The 25,183-nt window shown below is 35.1% G+C and carries 22 protein-coding genes; 3 read left to right on the plus strand and 19 right to left on the minus strand.

The window, feature by feature from the left end; genetic code table 11:
* Positions 1–25: 25 nt before the first annotated feature.
* The 3 genes from BMX10_RS07650 to BMX10_RS07660 form a co-directional block, all read right to left on the minus strand.
* Complete coding sequence (locus BMX10_RS07650) at positions 26–997, minus strand: D-2-hydroxyacid dehydrogenase (protein WP_090441860.1); 972 nt, start codon at positions 995–997, stop codon at positions 26–28.
* A gap of 38 nt (positions 998–1,035) precedes the next feature.
* The gene (locus tag BMX10_RS07655; protein ID WP_090441863.1) at positions 1,036–2,184 is read right to left on the minus strand and encodes a glycerate kinase family protein; all 1,149 of its coding nucleotides are present in this window, start codon (positions 2,182–2,184) and stop codon (positions 1,036–1,038) included.
* A gap of 350 nt (positions 2,185–2,534) precedes the next feature.
* A complete protein-coding gene (locus tag BMX10_RS07660; RefSeq protein ID WP_244272675.1) occupies positions 2,535–3,671 on the minus strand; it encodes a CdaR family transcriptional regulator in 1,137 nt (378 codons plus the stop codon).
* A 588-nt stretch (positions 3,672–4,259) separates the two neighbouring features.
* Between BMX10_RS07660 and BMX10_RS07665 the strand changes: the two genes are divergently transcribed.
* Entirely contained in the window at positions 4,260–5,375 is a 1,116-nt protein-coding gene (locus tag BMX10_RS07665) for an amidase domain-containing protein (protein ID WP_090441870.1), read from the plus strand.
* Between the two features lie 107 nt (positions 5,376–5,482).
* Here BMX10_RS07665 and BMX10_RS07670 read toward each other — a convergent pair whose 3' ends face one another.
* The 14 genes from BMX10_RS07670 to BMX10_RS07735 form a co-directional block, all read right to left on the minus strand.
* Positions 5,483–7,252 carry a glycerophosphoryl diester phosphodiesterase membrane domain-containing protein gene (locus BMX10_RS07670; protein WP_090441873.1) on the minus strand — a complete coding sequence of 590 codons (1,770 nt, stop codon included), beginning with the start codon at positions 7,250–7,252 and terminating at the stop codon, positions 5,483–5,485.
* 228 nt (positions 7,253–7,480) lie between these two features.
* Positions 7,481–8,158, minus strand: a complete 678-nt coding sequence (locus tag BMX10_RS07675) for an NAD(P)H-dependent oxidoreductase (RefSeq protein ID WP_090441876.1) — start codon at positions 8,156–8,158, stop codon at positions 7,481–7,483.
* Positions 8,131–8,709: a flavodoxin family protein gene (locus BMX10_RS07680; protein ID WP_090441879.1), complete on the minus strand. Its 579-nt coding sequence runs from the start codon at positions 8,707–8,709 to the stop codon at positions 8,131–8,133. Before BMX10_RS07680 ends, BMX10_RS07675 begins: the two co-directional genes overlap by 28 nt.
* Positions 8,710–8,789: 80 nt before the next feature.
* The gene (locus BMX10_RS07685) at positions 8,790–9,269 is read right to left on the minus strand and encodes a flavodoxin domain-containing protein (protein ID WP_090441882.1); all 480 of its coding nucleotides are present in this window, start codon (positions 9,267–9,269) and stop codon (positions 8,790–8,792) included.
* 47 nt (positions 9,270–9,316) lie between these two features.
* Positions 9,317–9,694, minus strand: a complete 378-nt coding sequence (locus BMX10_RS07690) for an FMN-binding protein (RefSeq protein WP_090441885.1) — start codon at positions 9,692–9,694, stop codon at positions 9,317–9,319.
* A 1-nt stretch (position 9,695) separates the two neighbouring features.
* Complete coding sequence (locus tag BMX10_RS07695; protein ID WP_170834733.1) at positions 9,696–10,322, minus strand: TetR/AcrR family transcriptional regulator; 627 nt, start codon at positions 10,320–10,322, stop codon at positions 9,696–9,698.
* Between the two features lie 195 nt (positions 10,323–10,517).
* Complete coding sequence (locus tag BMX10_RS07700; protein WP_090441890.1) at positions 10,518–11,558, minus strand: C39 family peptidase; 1,041 nt, start codon at positions 11,556–11,558, stop codon at positions 10,518–10,520.
* A gap of 33 nt (positions 11,559–11,591) precedes the next feature.
* On the minus strand, positions 11,592–13,439 hold the full coding sequence (gene asnB / locus BMX10_RS07705; protein WP_090441893.1) for an asparagine synthase (glutamine-hydrolyzing): 1,848 nt from the start codon (positions 13,437–13,439) through the stop codon (positions 11,592–11,594).
* Positions 13,440–13,859: 420 nt separating this feature from the next.
* Positions 13,860–16,211 (minus strand): EAL domain-containing protein, encoded by a 2,352-nt coding sequence (locus tag BMX10_RS07710; RefSeq protein ID WP_170834734.1) that lies wholly within the window; start codon positions 16,209–16,211, stop codon positions 13,860–13,862.
* Positions 16,212–16,439: 228 nt separating this feature from the next.
* Complete coding sequence (locus tag BMX10_RS07715) at positions 16,440–17,819, minus strand: MATE family efflux transporter (protein ID WP_244272667.1); 1,380 nt, start codon at positions 17,817–17,819, stop codon at positions 16,440–16,442.
* A gap of 68 nt (positions 17,820–17,887) precedes the next feature.
* Complete coding sequence (locus tag BMX10_RS07720; RefSeq protein ID WP_090441903.1) at positions 17,888–18,514, minus strand: histidine phosphatase family protein; 627 nt, start codon at positions 18,512–18,514, stop codon at positions 17,888–17,890.
* Between the two features lie 169 nt (positions 18,515–18,683).
* On the minus strand, positions 18,684–19,571 hold the full coding sequence (locus BMX10_RS07725; RefSeq protein WP_090441906.1) for a cell division protein FtsX: 888 nt from the start codon (positions 19,569–19,571) through the stop codon (positions 18,684–18,686).
* Position 19,572: 1 nt separating this feature from the next.
* Entirely contained in the window at positions 19,573–20,247 is a 675-nt protein-coding gene (locus tag BMX10_RS07730; RefSeq protein WP_090441909.1) for a cell division ATP-binding protein FtsE, read from the minus strand.
* Between the two features lie 25 nt (positions 20,248–20,272).
* Positions 20,273–21,394, minus strand: coding sequence for a coiled-coil domain-containing protein (locus BMX10_RS07735; RefSeq protein ID WP_090441911.1), 1,122 nt, complete (start codon positions 21,392–21,394; stop codon positions 20,273–20,275).
* A gap of 214 nt (positions 21,395–21,608) precedes the next feature.
* Here BMX10_RS07735 and trmB point away from each other — a divergent pair, with 214 nt between their 5' ends.
* Positions 21,609–22,259: a tRNA (guanosine(46)-N7)-methyltransferase TrmB gene (trmB, locus tag BMX10_RS07740; protein WP_090441914.1), complete on the plus strand. Its 651-nt coding sequence runs from the start codon at positions 21,609–21,611 to the stop codon at positions 22,257–22,259.
* A gap of 22 nt (positions 22,260–22,281) precedes the next feature.
* Complete coding sequence (locus BMX10_RS07745; RefSeq protein ID WP_090441916.1) at positions 22,282–22,971, plus strand: helix-turn-helix domain-containing protein; 690 nt, start codon at positions 22,282–22,284, stop codon at positions 22,969–22,971.
* Between the two features lie 191 nt (positions 22,972–23,162).
* Here the strand turns inward: BMX10_RS07745 and BMX10_RS07750 are convergent, their stop codons facing one another.
* Positions 23,163–24,206 (minus strand): Gfo/Idh/MocA family protein, encoded by a 1,044-nt coding sequence (locus tag BMX10_RS07750; protein ID WP_090441919.1) that lies wholly within the window; start codon positions 24,204–24,206, stop codon positions 23,163–23,165.
* Between the two features lie 20 nt (positions 24,207–24,226).
* Complete coding sequence (locus BMX10_RS07755) at positions 24,227–25,162, minus strand: sugar phosphate isomerase/epimerase family protein (RefSeq protein ID WP_090441922.1); 936 nt, start codon at positions 25,160–25,162, stop codon at positions 24,227–24,229.
* Positions 25,163–25,183 lie beyond the last annotated feature (21 nt).

Here is a 25,183-nt window from a genome sequence, read left to right on the forward strand (position 1 = left end):
TTTTATAACCATAAAATCCGCTACATTAGTTCACAACATTAACAGGATTACTCTCCAAGAACCTTTTTAAGTTCTCTACTGCAATTTCCATTAAACGTCCTCTTGATTCCTTTGGTGCCCATGATATATGAGGGGTAATTATACAATTTTTAGCCTTCAATAATGGGTTGTCACCTTTAATTGGCTCAGATGACACTACATCTACTGCGGCACCAGCTATTTTGCCATTGTTTAAGGCTTCCGCTAAATCTTCTTCTACGATCAGAGGCCCCCTAGAAGTGTTTATGATCATGACATCATCCTTCATTTGCTCAATAGTATTTTTGTTTATTATGCCCTGGGTGCTTTCAAATAAAGGGCAATGTAGACTGATCACATCTGATTCAGCTAATAATTCTTCCAAGTCTGCATATTTTAAGGTGCTGCTTTCCAACCTTTTATTTGGGTAGCTATCGTAAGCTAAAACTTTCATTCCAAAGGCCTGTGCAATTTTGCCCACCTCTTGACCAATTCTACCAAAACCGATAATACCTATCGTTTTCTCTGCTAATTCTATTAAAGGATAGTTCCAAAAGCACCAGTCAGGATTATTTGTCCACGCTCCTTTTTTAACCTCTTCACTATGATGACCTACATGATGACACATCTCTAATAATAGAGCAAAAGTCATTTGCGACACTGCTGTTGTTCCATAGGTAGGTATATTGGTCACTGCAATTCCTTTTTCTTTTGCTGCCGCTACGTCCACTACATTGTATCCAGTTGCTAAAACGCCAATATACTTCAGGTTAGGCATTTGATCCATAGCCTCTTTCGTCAATGGGGTCTTGTTGGTAAAAACAATTTCTGCATCTCCTACCCTTTTCACCACTAGGTCTTGTCCACCTAAATCATAGGAGGTACGGTCATATACAGTTAAATCTCCAAATTTCTCTAACTCTTCCCAGCTTAGATCGCCAGGATTTAATGTGTATCCATCAAGTACTACAATTTTCAAAACAAATTCCTCCGTTTCTTTTAATTTTCATTTTTTGATTAAACATTGGAAGCTATCTGGTTTCTAAGTTTTAGTATTCTCATAACATTTTCTGCAGTATCCTCTATCAAGGTGGGAGCATTTTGTACCGCCTCCCTCAAAGGCATAGGTTTGTTAATAATATCCATGATGGCATCAACTCCATATGCATATACATCCGAAGCCCCTTCACCTACACTCCCCACAATAGCAATTACTGGAATATCGTATTTTACTGCTCTTTTTGCTACACCTACTGGAACTTTCCCATATACTGTTTGACTATCAATTTGTCCTTCGCCTGTGATTACTAAATCTGCATCAGCTAAATGTCCTTCAATATTCGTTAGATCTAAAATCTTTTCTATGCCTGAACAAAGAGACGCATTACAAAACGCCATCAATCCAGCACCTAATCCGCCAGCTGCTCCAGCTCCTGGTATATCTAGGATATCTTTCCCTATCTTTTCTTTGATTACCTTAGCATAGTATCCTAGGTTGGCATCCAACAGCTTTACTATTTCTGGAGTAGCCCCCTTCTGTGGCCCATAGACATGAGCTGCTCCATTTGGCCCACATAAGGGATTGCTTACATCTGACATAATAACAATATCTGTTTCACCTAAACTGCTGTTGATATTGGATAGATCAATGTCATAGATATTAATAAGATTTTCACCACCATAGCCAATCTCTTTACCTTCTTGATCTTTAAAAGAAACACCTAGAGCTTGAGCCATACCTACACCGCCATCATTAGTAGCACTTCCTCCAATACCAATGAATATTTTTCTGCATCCTTTCTCCATTGCAGCCTTGATCATTTCTCCTGTTCCATAGGTGGTAGTAACCATTGGATTACGTTCTTCTTCCTTAAGTAAAGGTAAACCTGAAGCAGCAGCCATTTCTATTACAGCTATATTGCCTTCTAAAATACCGTATTTAGTTTTTATTTTTTTACCAAGGGGACCTACTACCTCCACCTCTTCATACTTGCCGCCAGTACCTATTACTAGTGTATCCACAGTACCTTCTCCACCATCAGCAACTGGAATTTTTACTATCTCTGCATCTTGATCAATTTTTCTAATACCCCTCTCTATTGCTTCAGCAACTTCCAGGGATGAGCAACTACCTTTAAAAGAATCCGAAGCTATAACAACTTTCATTTTAATCCCTCTTTCAACATCAACTTTTCCTTTTAATTTCAAAAGTAATCATCTCTCAGAGTTGTAAATATCTAATCCTGCAAAGTAGAAATTTACACTATATTTAACCTATTGCCTCAAATATTTCTTTATGATAACGTTATCCTATTGCCGACGAAATATTATATGCTGATTATGAGAGTATACTTCTTGTTTTTTTAAAGAGACGGATATAAGACAGATGATTTATTATTTTTTCCATTCTCTTATTAATAATTGTAAAACTATTAAGAATATTAATCTATGTTCAAAAATACAAAAAAAAATAGGATAACTCATCCTATTTTTGTTACCTATAACAACGTCATGACTTATTTATTATTTATTTGACCATATATCTTAACTGCTAAATACAACACAACCATATCCTTAGTAATCCGTGGATCATATCCCGTCAACCTGTTTAATTTGTTTAGCTTATATTGTAATGTATTTTTATGAATGAATAATTCATCTGCAGTCTTCGTGATTGAACCATTGTTTTTGAAATACCTTATAAGAATTTCCATATACCCATCAATCTCAGTAGGTTTCATTTTCTTAAAAACTCCATCAATAAAAGTATCTTTTGTTAAATCCGACACCTCATTAAGAAGAAGATCTGTATCTAAATCTGAATAATTCATTACATATTTTTCTTTAGTAACTAATACAACATCTAAAGCCTTTTTTGCTTCTTCATAGGATTTTCTCATTTCATCGACATCTATACTGCACCTACCAATCCCAAAGCAAAGCTTAATTTCATATTTATCTTTAATACTATCATGTATACTCTCAGCTAAGCTGGATATATCATTTAGAGATTTTTTATCTAGAATCAATATATAATTCATACCACTTTGAATAATTAAATTTTGTTTATTAAAATCAATATAACTTCTAATAAAATTGTATACTTTTTCCTGAAGTAATGGTGTGCTTACTGCATTATTATCATAATCTTGATAAATTCTAGCAACCATTACAATCCTAGGTATATCAATTCTGATATTCAATAGCTCAGAACGCATATTTAAAGTTCTTTTATCTTCATTATGAATCCGATATAATAGCTCTTCTATAAATTGTTTCCTACTTTCTCTTTCAATTTTTTCTTGTTCAACTACATAGGCTTCTTTTATAAGAATTTCCGTCATCTGCTTGATAATCTTTCCATACTTTCCAACTTCCTCTTCACTTCCAGTAATGCCGATCACTCCAACGATATCATTTTGAAAGAATACTGGAAGATTAATACCCTGCTTTGTACCCTCATATTCTCCATCATATTGAATAATGACTTCATCCTTTTTTTTCAATACCCGCCTTGCACCACCATGAAAGGTGCCTACTCTTGATATATTTGTACTGGCAATAATAACTGCATCTGTATCGATATAATTAATATCCTGATTAATAATCTCCTTGATGTTCTCAACAATATCTCGAGCTAAATATTCCGGCACTTTCAAGCTTACACCTCCTAAGTCTGTATTCTCTATTTTCTCTAGTGTACCATAAGATTTCTATGTTATGACTTTGTATTTATTGGCAAGCAGTCCCTCAGCAATAAATCATTTATATGATGCTGTCAGCATTCCTTCTTGGTAAAGCGCTAAATCCCCTTCTTCAAATAAGTTGAAAAAGGGGTATTAAATGGGTTGGGGATTATAGTTTTGTTTAGTTATTATGTACATCTGATAAATTATGCTGGTTTATAATTGCTATAACAAAGAGCGTTAAATCCTAATTGCCCCTATTTAAATAGACTATGCTATTGAAAACTATCCTCTTATAAATCATTGTAAACTTTTTTTAGTTTATTTAATAGGTTTTATACCCCAAAAAAAGACCTTTAAATTCCATTGTTTTTGTTATGAGTACCATAATTATGCACTTATTCAAATAAATCTTACATACCACAGCTAGAGAAATATAATCCTTCATACTTGATCTGTCCATTCCTATTCATATGAAAATAAAGGAAAAAACTAACGGAATAGCATATGAATTTAATACATATACTTCTATGACTATATTTGGGAGGAAAAGAAATGGTTATATTTATAGAATTGAAAAAAGTTAAAATATTTTTGCTGTTTATGGTTTTACTAATTGCCCTTAGTATCGTAGTTTATAAATGGAATCTGTCTGAAACAACCTCTTCTACTTATATAGATGATGAAGCTGCTGTAAAGGTTAACAGAATCATTAATCTTAGAAATAGTGCTTTACTAGAACAGGACATAGAGCTGCTGGAAAGTCTTTATGACATAGATATTCGAAGTGGTCTCTGGGCTTATGAGCAGGAACTTAAAAGAATGACCTACTTGCGCCAATGGGCTAATAAACAAGCTATTAAGTTTATAGCCATCAATTCCGACATAGTTGTACGCAGCACTAAGGATAAGAATGAGGGCTTTGCTTTAAATCTTTTGGTATCCACAGAGTATCAGTACATCTATGAAGATGATCTTTATAACCATAATTCCTTTAGAATCGGCTCCTACCATTCCTTAGACATTATGCCAAAGGATGATGGCTGGGTTATTTCAAGAGAATGGTATAAGGACCCGTTTGCTGATTCCTTAGATCTGGAATCCATAGAAAGCCATGGGATAAAGCAGATTATATTATCAGGGCAGCCTGTGGACTTATCTAATCTCAGTGAAAGAAGGCTTAAGGCAGTAGCCTATGCAGATCAATACTGTGGTGCTGCCAGTCCACCTGAATATGGTTTTCAGTATAATCCTGATTATAGAGATTATAATCCAGAGGGCGGAAATTGTGCCAACTTTGCTTCTCAGATGCTGTATGAGGGAGCTGGATTTAAAAAAAATCGTACCTGGAATTATGAGAGAGGAGCCGGAAGCAAGGTCTGGCTAAATGCAAATGCCTTCAACAATTATATGCTTAATAGTGGAAGAGCATCTCAAATTGCCCATGGAAACTATGAGAATACCTTAAAGGCTTCCTATGAGCTTTTGCCGGGTGATTATATAGCTTATGAAGTAAAGGGCAAGGTTACCCATATATCTATTGTTACCGGCATGGATTCAAAGGGGTATGCTCTTGTAAATTCTCATAATGCAGATCGCTATAGGACCCCTTGGGACTTAGGCTGGAGCAACAAGAATATTAAGTTTTGGTTGGTTCGCGTACACTATTGATAGGATTTTTTTAATAAATAAAGTATTTCTCTCCATATGCTTGATACATTATGGAGAGAAATTTTTTTATAATTCATGCTTATATTATTGTAGTCTTAGCTTTATCCCTATAGATGAAATCCAATGATCTCCTGTACCCTTCCAGGATAATCTGTTATAATTCCATCTATATCATATCTTAACACTTCTTTAATATCCTCTTCATTATTCACTGTCCATACCCACACTTCCCGATCTTTCCTGCGAGCACTTTTAATAAATTTATTAGAAAGCATTCTTTGTTCTACTGCGTAAAAATCTACATCTAAAGTAGATAAATCCCCTGCTGCAAAATACATGATTTGACCTATTTTTATATCTGGATTCAGATTTCTTACTATCTCCAACAAACTATTATCAAAAGATTGGATATAGCAGTCCTCCACCATATCATAAAACTCTACTAACTCAACAACTTTTTTTGCTAAGGCTGGTTCATAGCCATAGGGCTTTAGGTCGATAATTAGTCTAGCTTTGTCTTTTACCGCCCTTAATACTTCTTCTAAAGTAGCTATTCTCTCTCCATGAAATTCTTCAGAGAATCTGTATCCAATATCTAATGTAGAAATCTCTTCATAGGTTACATCAGCAACATTATAAGGAACACCTGCAACTCTTCTTAAATCAATATCATGATTTAAAACGATAACACCATCCTTTGTTCTTTGAACATCGATTTCAACAAAATCTACTTCTTGATCCAAGGCCTTTCTGACACTACTAAGTGAATTTTCCGGTGCATTGATTGGGTCCCCTCTATGGGCGGCGATTAAAACATTTCTTCCTATATAAATAATATTTTCATTTACAGAATAACTTAAAAAGAATGTTGCTAATAGGTTACTGCCCAATATCAGGAACACCAATATTTTTCTTCTGTGTAATAGACTGGCAATCTTTTTTTCCAGCTTTAACAATAGCCCACTTTTATAAGTAGCTAAATTATCTTGTAAGGGTACACCCTGTTTCCTGTTAAATTGATAAAATAACCTTGTCAAAAATATTATATTGATTGGAGTAAGCAGTAAAACAAAAATATATGTCAAAAAACTGGAAAAGGTAATAAAATAGTTCTCAATAAAATAGGCTCCTCTATCTATGTCAATGAAGGATGGTATTAGATTTATTGCAGAAAGTATTGTTAATCCGATAGCAAAGAAAAATATATTAAAGAGAAGAAGCTTTAGTAGAATTCTAATTCTATTGTGTTTAGTGATGACTAAGCTGCAACCGATAGCATCTAAGGTAGATTTGCCTTCAATAATAATATAATGTAGTGTAAAAATCCATCTAAGAAAGAGATAGATAACCGACAAAAAAACTGCTATATATAGGCCTGTTAATATATAGGAGCTATAGATTTCTTGTCTAATAAATATTGGAACATTTATATTTTCTATTAGGGAGGAGGATATGGGTAAATCAATAAAAGGTATTAAAAATAATTGAAAAAACATCAGATGTAATATTCCAAAACCAAATATCTTTGGTGTTTTCATAATCATTGTAATAAAGGCTTCAGATATAGAAATATTCTTAGAAAAATAATTCTTTTGTGATATAACAATAAGTACACCAAATTCAATAAAAATTACTATCACTGATAAAATTGAAATAATAATAAGGCCAATGATGCCGCTAGTGCTTAAAGCTATTTTAAATATATCGCTGTTTAGCAAAGGTCCCGACCCCATTGCCACAAGGACACGATTAAAAACATATGCAATAATAGGTACAAAAATAAAACCAGTCATTAGCATATATATAAACTCAAAAACAAGATACTTTTTATAGGTTCTTCTAAAATCCCTTAAGCTATTTATTAATAAATTGAACACATTAATCACCCTATACTGAAAATAAATGTTGAAAAAACATCTTTATTATATATACCCCTTCAGTTCTATATTACACCATATGCTTCTATTTCTCTAGATATAATGGATTTGCTTTATGAAAAATACTTGTAAAAAAATCAAGGTAGCCTAGATTTTAATCCAAGCTACCTTGATAGAAATTGTATAATTTATCATTTGAAAATTCTAGTATTGTATTAAAAATTAATCCTAGTCCAAATATACCTTTTTAGTAAACTCTTCAAAGCTTATGTTGTGCTTTCGTAGATTTCGTTTTGTCATATGGTTCATAAAAGCTGCTAGAAGAGGATAAAATATTTTGGAGATTTTTATTGTTAGCAGCTCTTGTGAACGGGAAGGTACCATTTTATCCTGAAGGATATTTTCTAAAGCAAGCTTAAAGGCCATCGAAATTTTTTTACCCTTCCTTCCCAAATTCTCTACCTTTTCTCCGTTGATTATGGCTCCACCTCCATGGGCTAAGCCACCAAGCCACTTCATCCCTGTTTCCTCTGCAAAAAATTTGCATGAATTCAGTAAAGGCTCCGAAAGCTTTATATCCAAAAATCCACTTTGTGCAATTGCAAAAAATCTTTTCCCCTTAAGCTGAGTTTTGTACTCATCAGAAAGCCTTTCAAAAAACCAAATATTTGGATAGGTTAATGTATCTACATATAAAGGCGTTACAACGGCTATAATATCACTTTGTTGAAGCTTACTTTCCAATTCTTCAAAGCTTTCTTTTTCATCATAATAGTCAATAATATGTATAATCTCTGCTGTATTTCCTACATTCTCAGTAAGCTTTTTTAATGTCCTAGCAAAGCTATAGGAGGTCCCGCCCCTTCTGGGACTTCCATTTATAAGGAGTAATCTCTTTTCAGACATAGGGGATACACCTCCTTCACAGCATTGCTGATTTCATTTTCTATCGTCTTTATCTCATCAGCTGATGTAAAAACAAGAGATTTATGGGGTGACTGCATATTAAGAGCATTTCTTTCAACTAATGTCTTGAAGTTCTCTTCCTGAGTCTGGGAATGATTTTCTATCCATCCTATACCCAGCAAGGATGTTTTATAATAACGCATAGGGTGGAGTAAATGCCCATCCTTTACAAAAAACAATGGTAAACCCATTACCACCAATCTATCCATAGCCTTTTTAAGCTGAGAGGAATATCCACCAAAGGTAATGGGGGTAACCCATACCAGCATATTGCACCTGGCAATAGCCTTTAATACCTCTGTCATATCATCTTTTATTATACATCTCCCTGGAGTCTTGTAGTTGCAAGTTTCACAGCATCTACAGGGCATAATATTCATATCCTTTAGATTGAAATAGGAAACACTATCAACTTCTTCATCAAGGATTAACCTTAATTTTTCTTCAATACAATTTTTCTCTGACATCCCGTCTAAGACTACCACACTCATAATGACACCTCGCTTTAAAAGATTTTTCCTAGCGTATTAAAGGGTTTACCATCTCTTTTCTAGACATTGTCTAATGGTAATTAAAGATCATTCATTGCCATTGCAAGCTTAGTTATGTTTTCCTCTAGAATGGCGGAAACGTCTTCAGTTTGTTTTGAAATCTTTTTACTAATAAATCGATCTATTGTGTTCATCTTCTTAAAGATAAACTCTCCTCCAAAGGCTTCTGTAGCAATGGACTTTGATAGTAATTCCTGTGGGAAAACACTGTTTAATTGGGTTTCAAGCTGCTGCCCGGTTTGCATTCCACAGATAAATAGTCCCACCTTCTTATCCTGTAATACATCTAGATTTTCTGAGCAGAATTTAGTTGCTTCTTTTTGAATTCTCCCCATATAAATAGATCCTCCTATGATGACTTTATCATATTGTGTCATATCTATGTTTTTTTCTGTTTTTAAATTATATACATCTACTTTCCCTTTAAGTTTTCCTGATAGGGCTTTAGCACACTTTTCTGTGGACCCATACTTGGTAGTATATGCTATTAATGTTTTCATCCTCGTATCTCCATTCCTTGAATTATTTATATTTTTGATCCTCTTCCTTATTTATTAAGGGCATCTTCTATTGCCTTACGAATTGCATTGCTGCTATGGGTTGCCCCAGTAATAGCATCAACCTGCAAGGACTGTTTGTTGATGATTTCCGCTACTATTTCCTCTCCCTTTGATCCTCGACCATGCTCATGTTCATCAATGATTATATCTATTATTTTATTATTCTCTATATGTACCGTCACAATAGCCTTTAATGGGGTCACATCATACTCCCCTTGATAGAAGCCATCCTCAATGCTCTCAAGATTTATTTCTGCAAAGTTATCATCTGGATTCACCCAGGATTTAGTCATAGATATAATTGCAATAATCATAATAATTACCAACACTACCACTACTCCAAGAATTTTAAGTATTATTTTCATCCTATTCAACCTCCTTCCTTATCATGATTCCATTAAACAATATAGTAAAGTTATGTTCAATCAACCGTTCAACTTGTTCCTGAGGGATGTCTTTCTCAACCATTAGCTTTATGATTAAGCCAAATACTGATGTCCAAATAATCTGAGCTGTGATTTCGGGGTCACATGGTGCTACGCGTCCTTGATCTATTCCTCTCTGTACGTTTTCTCTAAAAAGCTGCATTGTAGGACTTTCTTCACATATCCCCTTATGAAGAATACTGGTCTTCTTTAATACCATTGGATCGTCATTAAGCATAAAAGCCTTAAATTCCTCTGGATTCTGTAGAGCTGCCATGATATAGTTGGTAAACACTTCCTTCATTTCCTTTTCTGGTGCCTCTTCATTCCTTGCAACGGACTTGATAGCAGCCAGTATCCTTCCATATCCTTCCATTACTAAAGTTTCTACAATCTCGTTTTTATCTTTAAAATAGTGATAGATAATGGCAGGCGAATAATCAATGGCATTGGTAATTTTCCGTATTGAAAGACCTTGAATGCCGTCCTGAGAAATAATATTTCTAGCAGCATCTAAGATGAAATTTCTAACCTCCTCTTGCTTAAGTAATTGTCTGTTTTTTTTCAAAATGGTTCACCCGCTTTCATTTTTAAACAGTGTTCAGTAAATTTAACTGCGTTTAATATTATAAATTCTTCCGTCTCTAATGTCAACAGTTTTTTGGTAAATTTTTCTTCTAAAAGAAAAATATCCAATATAGATGCATTCTACATTGGATATTTTCTCTTATATACATGTGTTTCTATTTGATTGAATATAGTATTAATACACCGCTACCGCAACACTGCCTAAGCCATAATAGTGTTCAAAAAAAGTATCAGCATCATAAAGAATTTGTCCTTCTAAGGGGTCCATAACATGGACTTTATCCTCAACATACCCATTGATTACAAGGGCGTGTAAATTTGTTGCTGCTTGAAAATATTCCCCATTTTCAATGAGATACCATGAGTAATTAAACCTTGCTGTTCGTTGGTCAATTGTGGACCATATAACGATAGGATTCCCGTTATTTAGCTCTTGGATAATTTCTTCTCTTGTGCTCTTGCTGATATCCACAGCAGTATGGGTTCCTCCCATAGTTTCAATATAGCTGTTTGCTGCCTCTACAATTGGTGGGGCATAGACAAAAAAGCCATTTTGGTCCCTTGGATTTCCCGCAAATGCAATATACGGATTTGCGCCAAATAGTTTATCTCCTTCACGGAAGAAGGCTTGTTGTGGTAAATAACTATCTGCCATTTCAGTTTTTGATACATCATAGCCTAGATAGTTTAGTACTGCTGTTAGTGCAGTTATCTCACAGCCATTTGGCAGTTCAGGTTTTTGCATAACTGTAGGCACAGGAATATAAACTTCATTAATTACGTACTCACCATCAGCGGTCCTAAGAAATGCTTCAATATGCTGATGAATTTTGTTTTTGGTAACAAATTCATAATTGTCTTCACTGATTTTTATGTCAATGACTGCTTCATTATCTATCTGATAAATAGATGGCACCTTCACTTGCCTTATTTCAAATTCCATATCATAATCATACAATGCGGATGTTGCTTTACCTTCCTGGTCAGTAATCAGTCTCTCTACAATATCACCTGATTCTAACTTTGTTATGGTATATTCACTATTTTTTATAGGCAGCTCTGTTGTATCATCCATATTAATGATGGTAATGCTGCCTTGTTTTATTTCAATTATTTCAATAGGCTGTTCAATTAAGTTACTTGCAAAGGTATAAATCCCTACACCTATTAACACTAGGCATAGGATTAATAACGTTAATCGAATTATTACCTTCATCTTATTCTGCCCCCAGACTAAATCATTGTCGGATTATAACTCAACAAAAAACTTCTCATACCACACAAGAAAAACATACACGGTCCAGATGTATCTTGCATAATTATTTTTCCTAGTATAGTGTTCATCTAAAAATCTAATGAGATGGTCAGTATTAAAGAACTCTTTCGCTATATCCGATTCAAACATTTCCTTCACTAGATCATAATATTTCTTTTCTCGAAGCCAATATCTTATAGGTATTGGAAAACCAACTTTTTTTCTATTGGCCCATGCTTCTGGCAATGTTTCACCTGCAGCAACTCTTAATGAATACTTTGTGTTTTTCCTATTGACCCGAAGATAACTAGGAATTTGTGAGGCTAGTGCCATAACTTCTTTGTCCAGAAATGGAACCCTTAACTCCAAAGAATGTGCCATACTCATTTTATCAGCTTTCAGTAGAATATCTCCCGGCAGCCAAAGATTTAGGTCTATATATTGCATTTTAGAAAGATCATCTTGGTTTTTCACTCTATCATACACTTTTTTTGTTATACTTTCCACAGAAGGACCATTTTTATAATCATCCTTTAATACCATTAAAGCATCATTTTCCTCAAAAACCTTTGCTTGTCCGATAAACTTCTCTTCTACTTTTTGTCCACCTTTTAGTAAAAATCCAGTTGCTCTATTTTTAGGCAGCTTTTTACATACCAAAGAGATTGGGCGGCGAATAGGGTACGGTATCTTCTGGTATTTATTCATTGTTGGTGAGGTTTGATACCAATCATATCCACCAAAAATCTCATCTGCTCCTTCTCCAGATAAAACTACAGTAACAAATTCACTGGCAAGTCCAGCTAAAAAGTATAGTGGAACTGATGATGGGTTTGATTGAGGCTCATCCATGTGATATTGGATGGTTGGCAGCATTTCAAAGCACTCATCAGCAGTGATTATTTTTCTATGATTTTCTACCTTCAATAAATCTGATAGCTCTTTTGCTAAATTGGTTTCGTCAAACATAGCTTCATAATCGTGGAAGCCTACAGAAAAGGTATTGTTTGGCATCAATAAAGCTGTAATATAACTAGAATCTATGCCGCCGGATAAAAATGATCCTACCTTCACATCACTGATTTTATGATAGTTGACGGATTCCAGCATCGTTGATTTAATTTTATCAACATAGTACTCTAGAGTATTTTCTTTTTCATCAAACAGACAATCCCAATAACGCTTTATTTTTATGTCACCCTTCTTGTAAATCATGTAGTGACCTGGTTTTAGCTTATAAACGCCTTTGAAAAATGTTTCATCCAGTACTGAGTACTGAAAAGTAAGGTACGGTCTTAAAGCATCCTTATTCAATTCTTTTTTAAAGGAAGGATGCTTCAAAAATGATTTAATTTCGGAACCAAAAATAAGGGAATTGTCTGTGGTATTTTGTGTGTAATATAACGGCTTAATGCCGAAAAAGTCTCTTGCTAAAAACATTGTTTCATTTTTTGTATCCCATATTGTAAATGCAAACATTCCTCTTACTTTTTGTAATAAATCTACACCATACTCTTCATAGGCATGAATAATCACTTCACTGTCAGTATTGCTTTTAAATATGTGCCCCTTCTTTTCTAATTCTATTCTCAAGATTTGATAGTTATAGATTTCACCATTAAATACCAATACACAGCTCTTGTCTTCATTGTACATTGGCTGGCTTGCTTCCTCCGATAGATCAATAATCATAAGTCGTCTAAAGCCCAATGTGACAGCCTCATCTGTGTAAATTCCTCCACTGTCAGGTCCTCTATGAATGATTGTATCCATCATGGTATTAATTGTTTTTTCTTTATCTAAAGCTAGATTTGAACCCGCAAAGCCAACAAAACCACACATTTTTATCACCTTTCATTCTTCTACTATTTTAATATCTAAATTCTCTTATTCTCATACAATTTATTCCAAATCTGTTCTTCATTTTACGCTATCCTTACCGCTGCTGAAGCACTTTATTTTCTATTGCAAAAAACTAGCTTCGCATTGATTTTAGTATACTTTAATACCATTCCTCTGTCAAACAAATAATACCAAAATTGCATTAGACTATATGCTTATTTATCATCATTGGTTTTAAAATCTAAGCTATTGTATACTGTTTCTATTGCCCATTATCAGTCATGGTGCCAAAAATTACATTCACCTGCAATAGTATCTTCCTGATAACTATCATTCCCCTAGTTATATGCTGTACTCTTTAGTATTTTGCCCTAATTTACATAAAGAATGAGCCAAAAGGAAGAAAAGACCTCCCTTGGCTCAAGAATTGACTTGCACTATTTTATTAGCTTCATTGACACTTAAATAGATTTTTTCCAGCTCCTTAGCTGGTAAAGGTCTGCTGTAGAAAAATCCTTGTACTTCATCACATCCTAGGTTGATTAGTTGATCCAGCTGATCTTGATATTCTACCCCTTCAGCTATGGTTTTTATTGCCATTGCCTTTGCTAGCATCACGATGGCTTTCACAATCTGTCTGTCACTGTGATTTGAGGATATATTGTCTATTAGAGGCTTTGCAATCTTTAATCGATTCACGTCAAAGCGTTTAATATAGCTCAAGGAAGAATAACCTGTACCAAAATCATCAATAGAAATAGAAGCACCTCTATTTGCAAGGGCTGTAAACATCTCTTCCATTGTACTTTCATTATTCATAGCACTGTTTTCTGTTATTTCAATGTCTAGCCATTCTGGCTTAATATCATAGGCTTGAATGAAGCTATCAAACATATGCATAAAATTGAGGCTGTTCAACTGCCTAGGAGAAATATTGATGCCCATTTTCAGATTCAAGTCATACTGTTTATTCCATTCAGCGATTTGAGCAATAGCCTTCTCCATTACCCATTCCCCAATTTTGACGATACTGCCAATCTCTTCAGCTATGGGGATGAACTCTCCTGGAGATATCATTCCCTTTTCTTTACTTTTCCATCTCAACAGTGCTTCTATACCAATTAGTTCACCCTGTGGGATACTGAATTGCGGTTGATAATATAATTCAAACTCTTGATGATAATCTGCTTTTTTTAGTAGAAGCTCTAATTCATGCTTTCTTTGTACCTTATTACTAAGGTAAGTATTGAAGAAGGCATATTGCTGATGATCCTGTCCCTTAGCATGATACATAGCTATATCCGCATACTTCATTAATGTATTTCTATCAGAAGCATCTATAGGATAAAGTGAGATTCCAATGCTGATGGTCACTTGTAGTTGATAGGTATCAATGGTCATTGGAATGTGACAAAGTTTGATTATTTCCTCGGCAATTTCTTCAATATCCTGTTTATCATATTCTCCCTTCATGGTAATAACAAATTCGTCTCCACCCAATCTAGCAAGTAACATAGCTGGTGATTTCCAACCCTTAAGACGATTAGCTATTTCTATCAAGGTCTTATCTCCTACATCATGCCCATAGGAGTCATTAACGATTTTAAATCTGTCTAAATCCATGAAAAACAAAGCTACTGTCTCAGGTGAACTTCTTTCGACAATCATTGCGTCTAACTTCTTTAAAAAGTATCTCCGGTTAAAAAGCCCTGTAAGGTAATCCTGCTTTGCCAATATGTCTAAATCTTGATTCGCTTTAAGTAATTCTTGAGTTCGTTCCTTAATGCCCTGTTCTAGCAGGCTATTCATCTCTTTTTCCTGTTTAAGCATGTATTCCTTCTGTATTGCCCCTTGGACATATCCACTCAATGCTTGATGCACTATGACTATTCCAATCAGGAAAAGCATCTCTGCCGCATTGAAGCCTTTCATATAGGCTAGAAAAAGCGGTACAAATAATAATAGTCTCACTTTTTTTGCAGAGCCAGCATTCTCTGGCAATGAGGACTTTATCATTGAAGAGGCCACTGTTGGTTTATATATTTCTAGCAGGCCACCGCTGGCTAGAATAAACAATCCTGCCATGTAAATAGCATCGATAATACTATTAGGGATATATAAGTCATTGAAGGATTGATATATATAATGTAAGTCTGCTCCTGTATATACTAAGGTTCCTAGTATTGTTAACCGCAGTGTGCTGGATAGGTTGTTGGTTCTTTTTGATATGTATACAAGAAAAATAGCGCTGATGGCAAAAAAATCTGTTAGGATATATAAAAATGTTGCAATTGTTTCTAGATCCAACGCTACTAATAATTGAAATTGATCACGGAAAAAAAGAATCCAAATCACGCTGGCACTGGCACTGGCAGTGGCTATAACATCAAGTATTAACTGATATAAATTCCATTTTTTTTGTTGTTTTATCAGAAAAATACCAAAGGCTAGTGCAATAAATAGGTTAGGCAATAGATATAAATACATAAATAGTGTTAAATCCTCAGGGTTAATACCAAAGCCTAGATTATATATTCCCCATAGAAGATCAACTAAGGCCCAGGATAAGCATGCTAGGGCTGCCATCAACCAACTAGTGCGAAAATCCTTAACCTTTTTATAGACATACTGTAAAATCATATATGCTCCCAAGGCGGCAATAGGAGAAAGTAAATTACCCCAAAAGTTTGATTGCTGAAAAACTACAATAAAATAGATGATAAAACATCCCCATAGAAGCCCTAAAATCCAGCTGTAGTTCTTTTTTGTCACTCTATCTCCTCCTCTGTCTTCAAAGCATATCATGATTAACAATTTTGTTTTATATTTATAATACCAAATTTAGACATTATGCGCTATAAATATATTTTCTTATAAAACAATTTGTTATAGAATCCTTGATTTTACGAAGGAAAACAACGAAGGCTGTAAAGAAAAGCATCTAACCCTTCAACTGAGTTAGATGCTTTTCATTTCCTTTTGGAGCAATTTTCTACTGACTTAACTGGATTGTACATTCTTATGAAGCGGTTTGTAGGATTTTTTATGAAGAATAATCATAAACCAACCTACCATTATTATGCCTTTAAATACACTGGTGATGCTGATGCTCCACCATACCCCGTCTAACCCCAGAAGGCTCTCAGAGGAAAGGATTAAAGCCAATGGTATCCTGAGAGCATTAAAAACAATTCCTATAATAGAAGGGGGAACGGTTTTCCCCAATCCATTAAAGGCACCAGACGTTGTAATTTCAATGCACATAAACAGCTGTGATAACCCAATAATCCTTAGATAGACTACACCATAGGCCACAGCCTCTGCCTCAGGCAGAAAAATGCTAAAGACTGGTCTAGCACCAAGTACCAGTATACAGGTTGCTGCTAAACCAATGATGCCCATGATCCTTAAGGCTACATAATATCCCTTCTGAATCCGATCCCACTTTTCAGCACCATAGTTTTGCCCCACGAAGGCACTTAGGGCCGTTGAAAATCCTCCTGCTGTCAACCATGAAACAGCTTCAATTTGTGATCCTACCTTTTGAACTGCAATCGGCACGGGGCCCCATTGTGCAATAATCCTTGCAATAACCATAGAAAAAATAGTAAAGAGTCCACTTTGCACTGCCACAGGTAACCCTAGCTTGATAATACTCTTCATATGAAGTAAATCAGGTTTTGTCAATAGATGAATTCCTGAGAATATCTCCCCTTTAGCTTTTATGATATTGTAAATAAAGAAGAAGGTTACTATTGCTTGTGCTATCACTGTTGCTAATGCAGCACCCTTTACTCCTAAAGCTGGAAATGGACCTAGTCCTAATATCATCATAGGATCAAGAATCATATTTACTATTAATCCAATTACATTAAGCTTAAATGGCATTCTGCTATTTCCAGCACCATTTAAAATCCCACTCAAAACTGGATTGACAAAATAAAAAATCATCCCCAAAGCTACGATTACTAAATAAGATACCGCCATTCCATTTATTTCTGCATCTCCTAGATTAAAAAAGCCAATTAATGATTCTCTAAATAGTATAAGTCCAGTTCCATAAAGAATAGCTAGAAAAATTATTAGCTGTAGGGTATGACGTACGTATCGTTTGGCTTCCTTCATGTCTTCTTTACCAATAGACTGGGCTACACCTACCTCTGCTGCAACTTTAGGGATAAAAATGAATGCGAAGGCCAGCCAAGTAAAGAAGCCTGCAGTCCCTACAGCTGCCATAGCACTGCTTCCTACTCTGCCAATCCAAATCATATCTGTCATATTGTAAGCCATCTGAACAAAGGATGTGCCCATTATAGGAAGAGCTAGTTTTATTAAGGCTTGTGATATATTACCCTCTATTAATAGGTTATTCTTTTTCAATAAAAGTCCAGCTCCCATCTAAATCTTTTTTTAACTTTATAAAACATATGCATTGTTGCTTTTTATGATTAATAAGCTTCTTGAGCTTTAGCAAGATGACTTATGTCCCCATATAGTACAATATTTGATTCTCCATTTTCTATCTCTATTAGACTTACGCTTGTATTATGGATATAAGGAGGCTCCCAAATTTCCTCTAAAGGGCGTCCCTCAAAATAACCCATAATAGCCTTTAAAGTCACAGCGTGAGTAAGAATTAATACATTACCTTGTTTTTCCTCTTCTATAATACTATTGATTGCTTTTATTCCTCGGTTTTGAAGCTCTAGAAAACTTTCTCCACTATGATTCTTATATTTATGAGGCGCCTTCCAAAAATGATTGTACTCCTTTGGATTTAATGTCTCAACCTCTAGAGATGTTTTACCCTCCCAATCTCCTAAATTGATTTCCCTTAGGTTCTCTTCTTTTATGATTTCTATTTTCCTATCTCCCCTAACAATCCTCCCTGTATTATAAGCTCGAGGACTAGGGCTGGAGTAAATAGCATCGAAGGTAGTATTTATTAAATAGTCATGTAGGGCTTCTGCCTCTTCTATGCCTTTTTCTGTTAAAGCAGAATCCTGCCAGCCCTGCATCCTTTTTTCAATATTCCATTCAGTTTCTCCATGTCGAACTAAATATAAGCTTAGCATTTCGTCTCCCCCTCTATTGATTCACTAGATATATTATACCACCAGACTCAAAGAAAATCTTCACCTTCTTGGTGCCTTTGAAAACCCAGCACCCTTACGTATATAAGTATACGCTGTGGATACTGGGTTTTTATACCTTCAGCATGATGGCTTGTAAATAGCCTTCTTTTTACTTGCTTTTAGCAGAGGATAAACCCAACAAACTGCCAATAATCCCAAGAATTCCACTTAGAGACATAACCAGTATAACTAAGCCTGGTACGAGAGTTTCACGAGGAGGCAGAGGAATAAAAGGAAGGGGACCAGTCATTTGAGCATAAACCTGCTTTAGTGTAAAGACTGATAGTATTGATGCCAATAGCCCGCCTCCTAAGGTCAATAACAATCCTTCTAATAAAAAGGGAAGTGCGATAAAATTCTCAGGAGCCCCTAACAACCGCAAAGTGTTTATTTGCTCTCTATTGTTAAATATTCCCTGTCTAATAATATGAGATATAATCACCAGTGTAGAAATCCCTACCGCTGTTATTATCAAGTATCCTAAAAGCTTTGATAACTCTGCAATACTCTGAAGACGATCCAATACCTCCCTGTTATCTCTTACATGCTCTATCCCCGCCATAAGATGTAGCCTCTCCAGAACAGGTTCAATTTTTTCTAAATGAATCTTTACCTCAATAAAGGCGTTAAAGGGATTGTCATCAAAAAACTCTAAGACACGGGCTTCCTTCCCAAGAATTTCCACCATCCTTTGGTAGGCTTCTTCCTCATCAACCACTCGTGCTTCCCTTACACCATCCATGTCATTTATTCTTTCAACCAGCTGTACAGCACCAGTATTATCAATATCTTCATCAAAATATACATTTATTTCTGCCTCTCCCTGGATTACTTCAACCACTTCACTACTTATCAACCACCCAGAAATTACCATGGCAAGAATAAAGAAAATAAGTCCTGTACTGATAAGAGAAAAAATATTGGATAACAAGCTTAAACGTAGCATGGTTTTTGCTTCTTTTAAAAAGTAGCCTGTATTGTATAATATATTCTTCATTTTATGTTAATCCCAGCCTTTCATGACAAATACTTCCATCATTTATTTCAATGATTTGAATATCTTTCGTCTCATGGATTAAATGGGTTGCATGTGTAGTAATAACTACCGCTGTATCTTTATCTTTAAATGATGTCAATAACTGAAGTATATTTAAAGCATTATCCTTATCCAAATTACCTGTAGGTTCGTCCGCTAGTATTAAGGCCGGCTTCCTAGCTACAGCTCGAGCTATAGCTACTCTTTGACACTGTCCCCATGATAGATTTTCTACAGGAGAAAGGGCTTTGTGTTCCAACCCTACTTTTATCAGCGCATTGCTGGCATTTGCCTTTAACTGATGAGGGGGAATCCCTAGAAACCTCATCCCCAGCATCACATTCTCTAGGGCAGTTCTCCCTTTTATTAGTCGAAACTCTTGGAAAACAGGTCCAATTCTCATCCGCATATTTCTGATATTTGTTGCCTGTCCCTTGGCAATGGCCTGACCCAGCACTTCTAATGTGCCGGCTGTAGGATATTCTACCCCCATGAAAAGCTTTAATAGGCTGGTTTTTCCAGAACCACTAGGTCCTGTGAGATAGACAATGTCCCCCGCTTCAATTTTTAGATTTATATTTTTTAAAGCCTTTGTTCCATCAGGGTACTTGAAACAGACTTCTTTTGCTTCAATCATTTTGACCGCCTCCCCTAGCTTTTTACTAGAATAAAAATGGTGTTGATAGTAATTCTATATATCCTTTTTTAATATCTACAGATCGCAAAGTATTGTTTTCTAACACTGGCTTAAGATTCAGGGTTAAATCACCCTCCCGAAATAGGTCCTCCAGTGCTCCAGCCTCTAGTGGCATTTGGTAAAAGCTTCCTTCACTTACTTCAAATTTCAAGGTGTCCCTCCCCTGGATAACAAAGGTTCCCCCTAAAACTAGGTTCTGTTTGGGTAATCTCATTTCAATTTTGTTATCAGAAAAACTAAAGCTCATCTCTGGAAGACTAGAATGTTGTGCAATTATTGAGTTAAGGGTTCCTTCCTCTAAAGTTCCTTTAATACCTGCAAAAGAGAATGATATTTTCAAAGCATCTGGCGGTAGATTCCCTTCTCGAATAATACGTGAAAATTCTTCTACTGTCTCCGAGAGCAAGGGCTTCAGTTGCTGCCAAACCTGCTGTATGCTGGCTAGATGTTCTTGAAAATACTCTCTTTCTTCCTCCATAGATGCAAGATACTCCTCCATGTCCTTTCTTAACTGCATTTTTTTAGCTAGGGCTTCCTTCAGTTGATACTGTTTCTCTTCTGTCAGCAGAAGTTTTTCCTCTAGCTTTGTTTTTTCTATCGTCAGCCTTTCTCTATTTTCATCCATTTCTTCCAAAAGCTCTCCTGTGTTGCGGGTGAGATCCTTGAGGATATTTATTCTCCTAAGAAAGGTCGTCAGGCTATCAGAATCTAGTATGATTTCTAAGTAAGATCCTGGCCCCATTCTCTGATAGCTTTTAAGTACTTGCTTTAGATCTTCTTGTTTTTTTTGATAATCGACTTCTTTTCCTGCAATGATTTTTTCTAAATCATAAATCTCACGGTTTATGATTACTATGTCCTGGGATATCTTCTCTTCCTCCCGCTCCATTTCTTCTATCTCTTGTACTATAAGGAATAGGTTTGATAGAATCTCCCTTTCCTCTTGAGAAATTTCTATTAATTTCTCTTGGACCTCTGTAAAAGAGTCTACTTGTCCTTCCACTACAGTGGAAGAAACCATTATCAGAGCAAAAATAATTGCTAGGCCTGAAACAAAAAATATTTTTACCTCTCTTTTCTTTAACATATACCTCACCCCCGTTTGCCATAAGGAAAAAATGCTTCTTTTTGCCATATCATAATCTAATTTTACCAAAATATCTCCGATACTAACATCTTTTTTTTATTTAGTTTTCCTTATTTCCGACTTCCTTACTTTCATAAAGGGCAATTGATAGAATTTGGTCCTTGATGGTATAATAAAGCATATCAAATATTAGTGAGGGAGCTTTATGTAAAAAATGAGAAGAAGAAAAAAACCTGGATCGAAGGAAAAACTGTTAAGCTATGAAAGATATTTATGTACAGAACCAGAAAAGTATAAAGGTAATTGGAATAAATATTTTGTTGAAAAAAATCCAATTCATGTGGAGCTAGGGACAGGTAGAGGACAATTTCTTAGTACCTTGGCGGAGATGAACCCCAATATCAATTACATAGGCATCGAGATTAAAGAAGAGGTTTTGTTAAAGGCTGTAGAAAAAGCCGATACCAAACAATTAAAAAACATTGTATTTCTTTGGTATGATATTAATAAAATAGAAAATATCTTTGCTGCAGGTGAGCTTAATAGATTCTACATTAATTTTTGTGATCCTTGGCCCAAGAAACGTTGGGCCAAACGAAGACTTACCCACAGAAGCTTTTTAGAGAAATACAAGTACATGCTCATTAAGGATGGAGAAATTCATTTTAAAACAGATAATGAAAAACTCTTTGAGTTCTCTTTAAATGAATTTTCCTTCGTAGACCTTCGTTTGAAAAGTATTACTTTTGATTTGCATCATAGTGAAGTAGAAAATGCTGCTACTACAGAATATGAAGATAAATTCTCTGCTATGGGAATGAAAATATACCGATGTGAAGGAATAAAAATTGATAGAAGCAGCTGATAAAGGGAGATGAAATGAATACATGAGTAGAATAGGAAAAAGAGTTCAAGAGGAGAGAATAAAAAAAGGGATGACACCCAAGCAGCTTGGAAAAAAATGTGGTGTAGCAGAATCCTTTATTTTGGATGTTGAGAGTGGTAAAAGGATTATGAACGAGAAGCTTTTTGCACAAATCTCTAAAGTCCTTGGTGGAAATTTGCAGGAAAGTATGATTTTAGAAACAGCTGTTGAGGATAAGAAACCTATGGAAAAACAGCTAAAGCCAGCTGTCAAGACGGACTCTGTAAAAAGAAGTCAGGTAGAGCCTTTAGCCCAATGGGGAGAGGCCTTATCCAATATCATCAAGAGAATTCCTATTTATGATATGCAGATGATAGGTATTAAAGATTATAAAAGCTTTCCCATCATCGATAAAAAAGTGGAGGGCTTCCATCCAGATAAACTAGTTTATGTTGAGCTTTCTGATGATACCATGGCACAATATAGAATGAAAAAAGGGGATCGATGTCTCATCTATATTAATCATGAATTTACCAATGGATCCTTTCATTTACTGGAGTATGATAACAAGAAATGCTTGAGAAGAGTAAAGAAAATAGAAGGCACTAAGATTCAGTTAGTTGAAGGTACTAGAGAGGATAAAGCAGTTATCAAGGATCTAAAGGAAGTTAAAGTAATAGGAAAGCTGATTCGAGTAGAAATTGATTTTTAGTTGTAAACTTACATAATTCTATTATATAGAAGCATGACTAAAAAAAGAAACTCCCATAGGAATTTCTTTTTTTGTAATGCTTCTATATTTTAAGGGGAGGAAATTGTACTATTATAATCCTCTAGAATATAGCTGTGAAAACTGTCAGTTCGTATCCGTATATTTATAGAACTTGATGATCCCTAGATTTATTAGGACAACACAACCTTCACAGTTTTTTTTGTTTCAGCCGCTAGTATGGAGGCTTCTATTATTTTTAATGCCATCCTGCCATCTTCTCCAGTCACTATAGGCTGTCTATTGTGGATGATAGCATCAATAAATTCATTGATAATGCCAGTGGAGGTTTGATTATCATTAGATTGTATTTCTTCAAGCTGGTAGCAAATCCTTTCCTGGCCCATTTTATTGATGATGATCTGATAATCAGGATCATCATAAATCATCATGGTACCTTTTTCACAATAAATCTTTGTACTATTATCTTCGTCCCCATAGAAAGACCAACTAAAGGTTGCTGTCCCAATATTTCCTTTTTGGGTTTTAAATAAACACACCATATTATCTGGGACATCGATTAAGGCATCATTGGAATCTCTTTTGTTCAAGCTTTCAGCCATTGCACTTACTTCAATAATCTCATCCTCCAATAAGAATCTTAATAGGTCCACCTTATGTATTCCTAAATCTGCTGCAACACCTAATACTGATCTGCTTTTATTGAAGAACCAAGTATCCTTGCTCTTATCTGCCCCCCAGTATTCGGGACCTTTATGTCCAAATGTAGTGCTAAAAGTAATTATCTTCCCTAATTCACCACTTTGTAATATAGCTTTAGCCTGTTTATGTGCACTGGTTAGTCTTTGATTATGGCCAATCATCAAAATCCCTTTAGATGTTTTTTCAGCTTCGAGAATGATTTCTGCCTTCTCTACTGTGATTGCTATTGGCTTTTCACATAAAACAGACTTATTATTCTTTAGAGCAGCAGAAGTGACAATATGATGTGTCTCATTGGTACTGCAATCACTTATAGCATCTATGGTTTCATCTTCTATTAACTCTAAATAATCACTATAAACCTTGCCTCCATATATCTCCGCCAGTGCTTCAGCTCTTTCTCTGTTATAATCAAAAAACCCTGCAATTTCTACATTTGGATTCTCGTGATATTCGGGGGCGTGTCTAAATTTGGCTATAGAACCACATCCTATAATACCTACTCTTATTATCATTTTGTCCTCCTCATTTCTGATTATTCTATTGAGATTGCCCTTTCAAGATTTCTTTTTCCTAATAATAGTCCTTCTTTTACAAGCTCAAGATTCCCTTCATAGCTTGGATCTTCGTGTTCAATACTAACTACACCTTGATAATTTATTTCTTTTAATGTATGAAAGAAGCTTTTCCAATCAACATCCCCATTACCAGGCAGCTTAGCTTCAACCCATCCTAAATCAAATGGATCCTTTTTATTAAACTGTTTTCCATAAATCCCATAGCGATTCAAGTTTTCTTTGATGAATTTTGTGTCTTTAGCATGTATATGAAATATTTTTTCTTTGTAGTCTTTTAACGCTTTAATATAATCTATTTGAAGCCATACCAAGTGGGATGGATCAAAATTCAATCCAAGATCCTTATCTGGAAAAACTTCAAACATTTTATCCCATAGCTCTGGTGAGTAAGAAATTGTTCCAGCCAATCCATCCGCATGCCATACTGGCATAGGACAATTTTCAATCATTATTTTTACATTTCTTTCTTCCGCATAATCTAGAATGTCGGAGAAGACAGTCTTAAATTCCTGAAAATTATCTACGATACTTAAACCCTGATGTTTACCAATGAAGGTTCCTACTAATTCTACCCCTAGCATATTGGCAGCATCAATTACTTTTTTTAAATGGTCATTGTAGCTCTTCCTACGATTAATATCCTCATGTAAATGATTATCATAATAAGCTAATGAAGATATAAACATGCTTTTTTCCTTTAGAAAATCATTTAACTGATTAGCATGCTCTTGGGTAAAATTTTCTACATCAATGTCACTGGCAGAGTAGTCTCGGGTATTGATTTTGGGCCAGCAAGAAACCTCAATGCAATCAAATCCTGATTGATGTGCCCATTCTATTTTTTCTTTTAAGGAAATATCCCCTAGTGCTCCTGTTAAAAAACCTAGCTTCATATTTTTATACCTCCTGGGTGA

The sequence above is a fragment of the Natronincola peptidivorans genome (genome assembly GCF_900111615.1).
GTDB lineage: Bacteria > Bacillota > Clostridia > Peptostreptococcales > Natronincolaceae > Natronincola_A > Natronincola_A peptidivorans.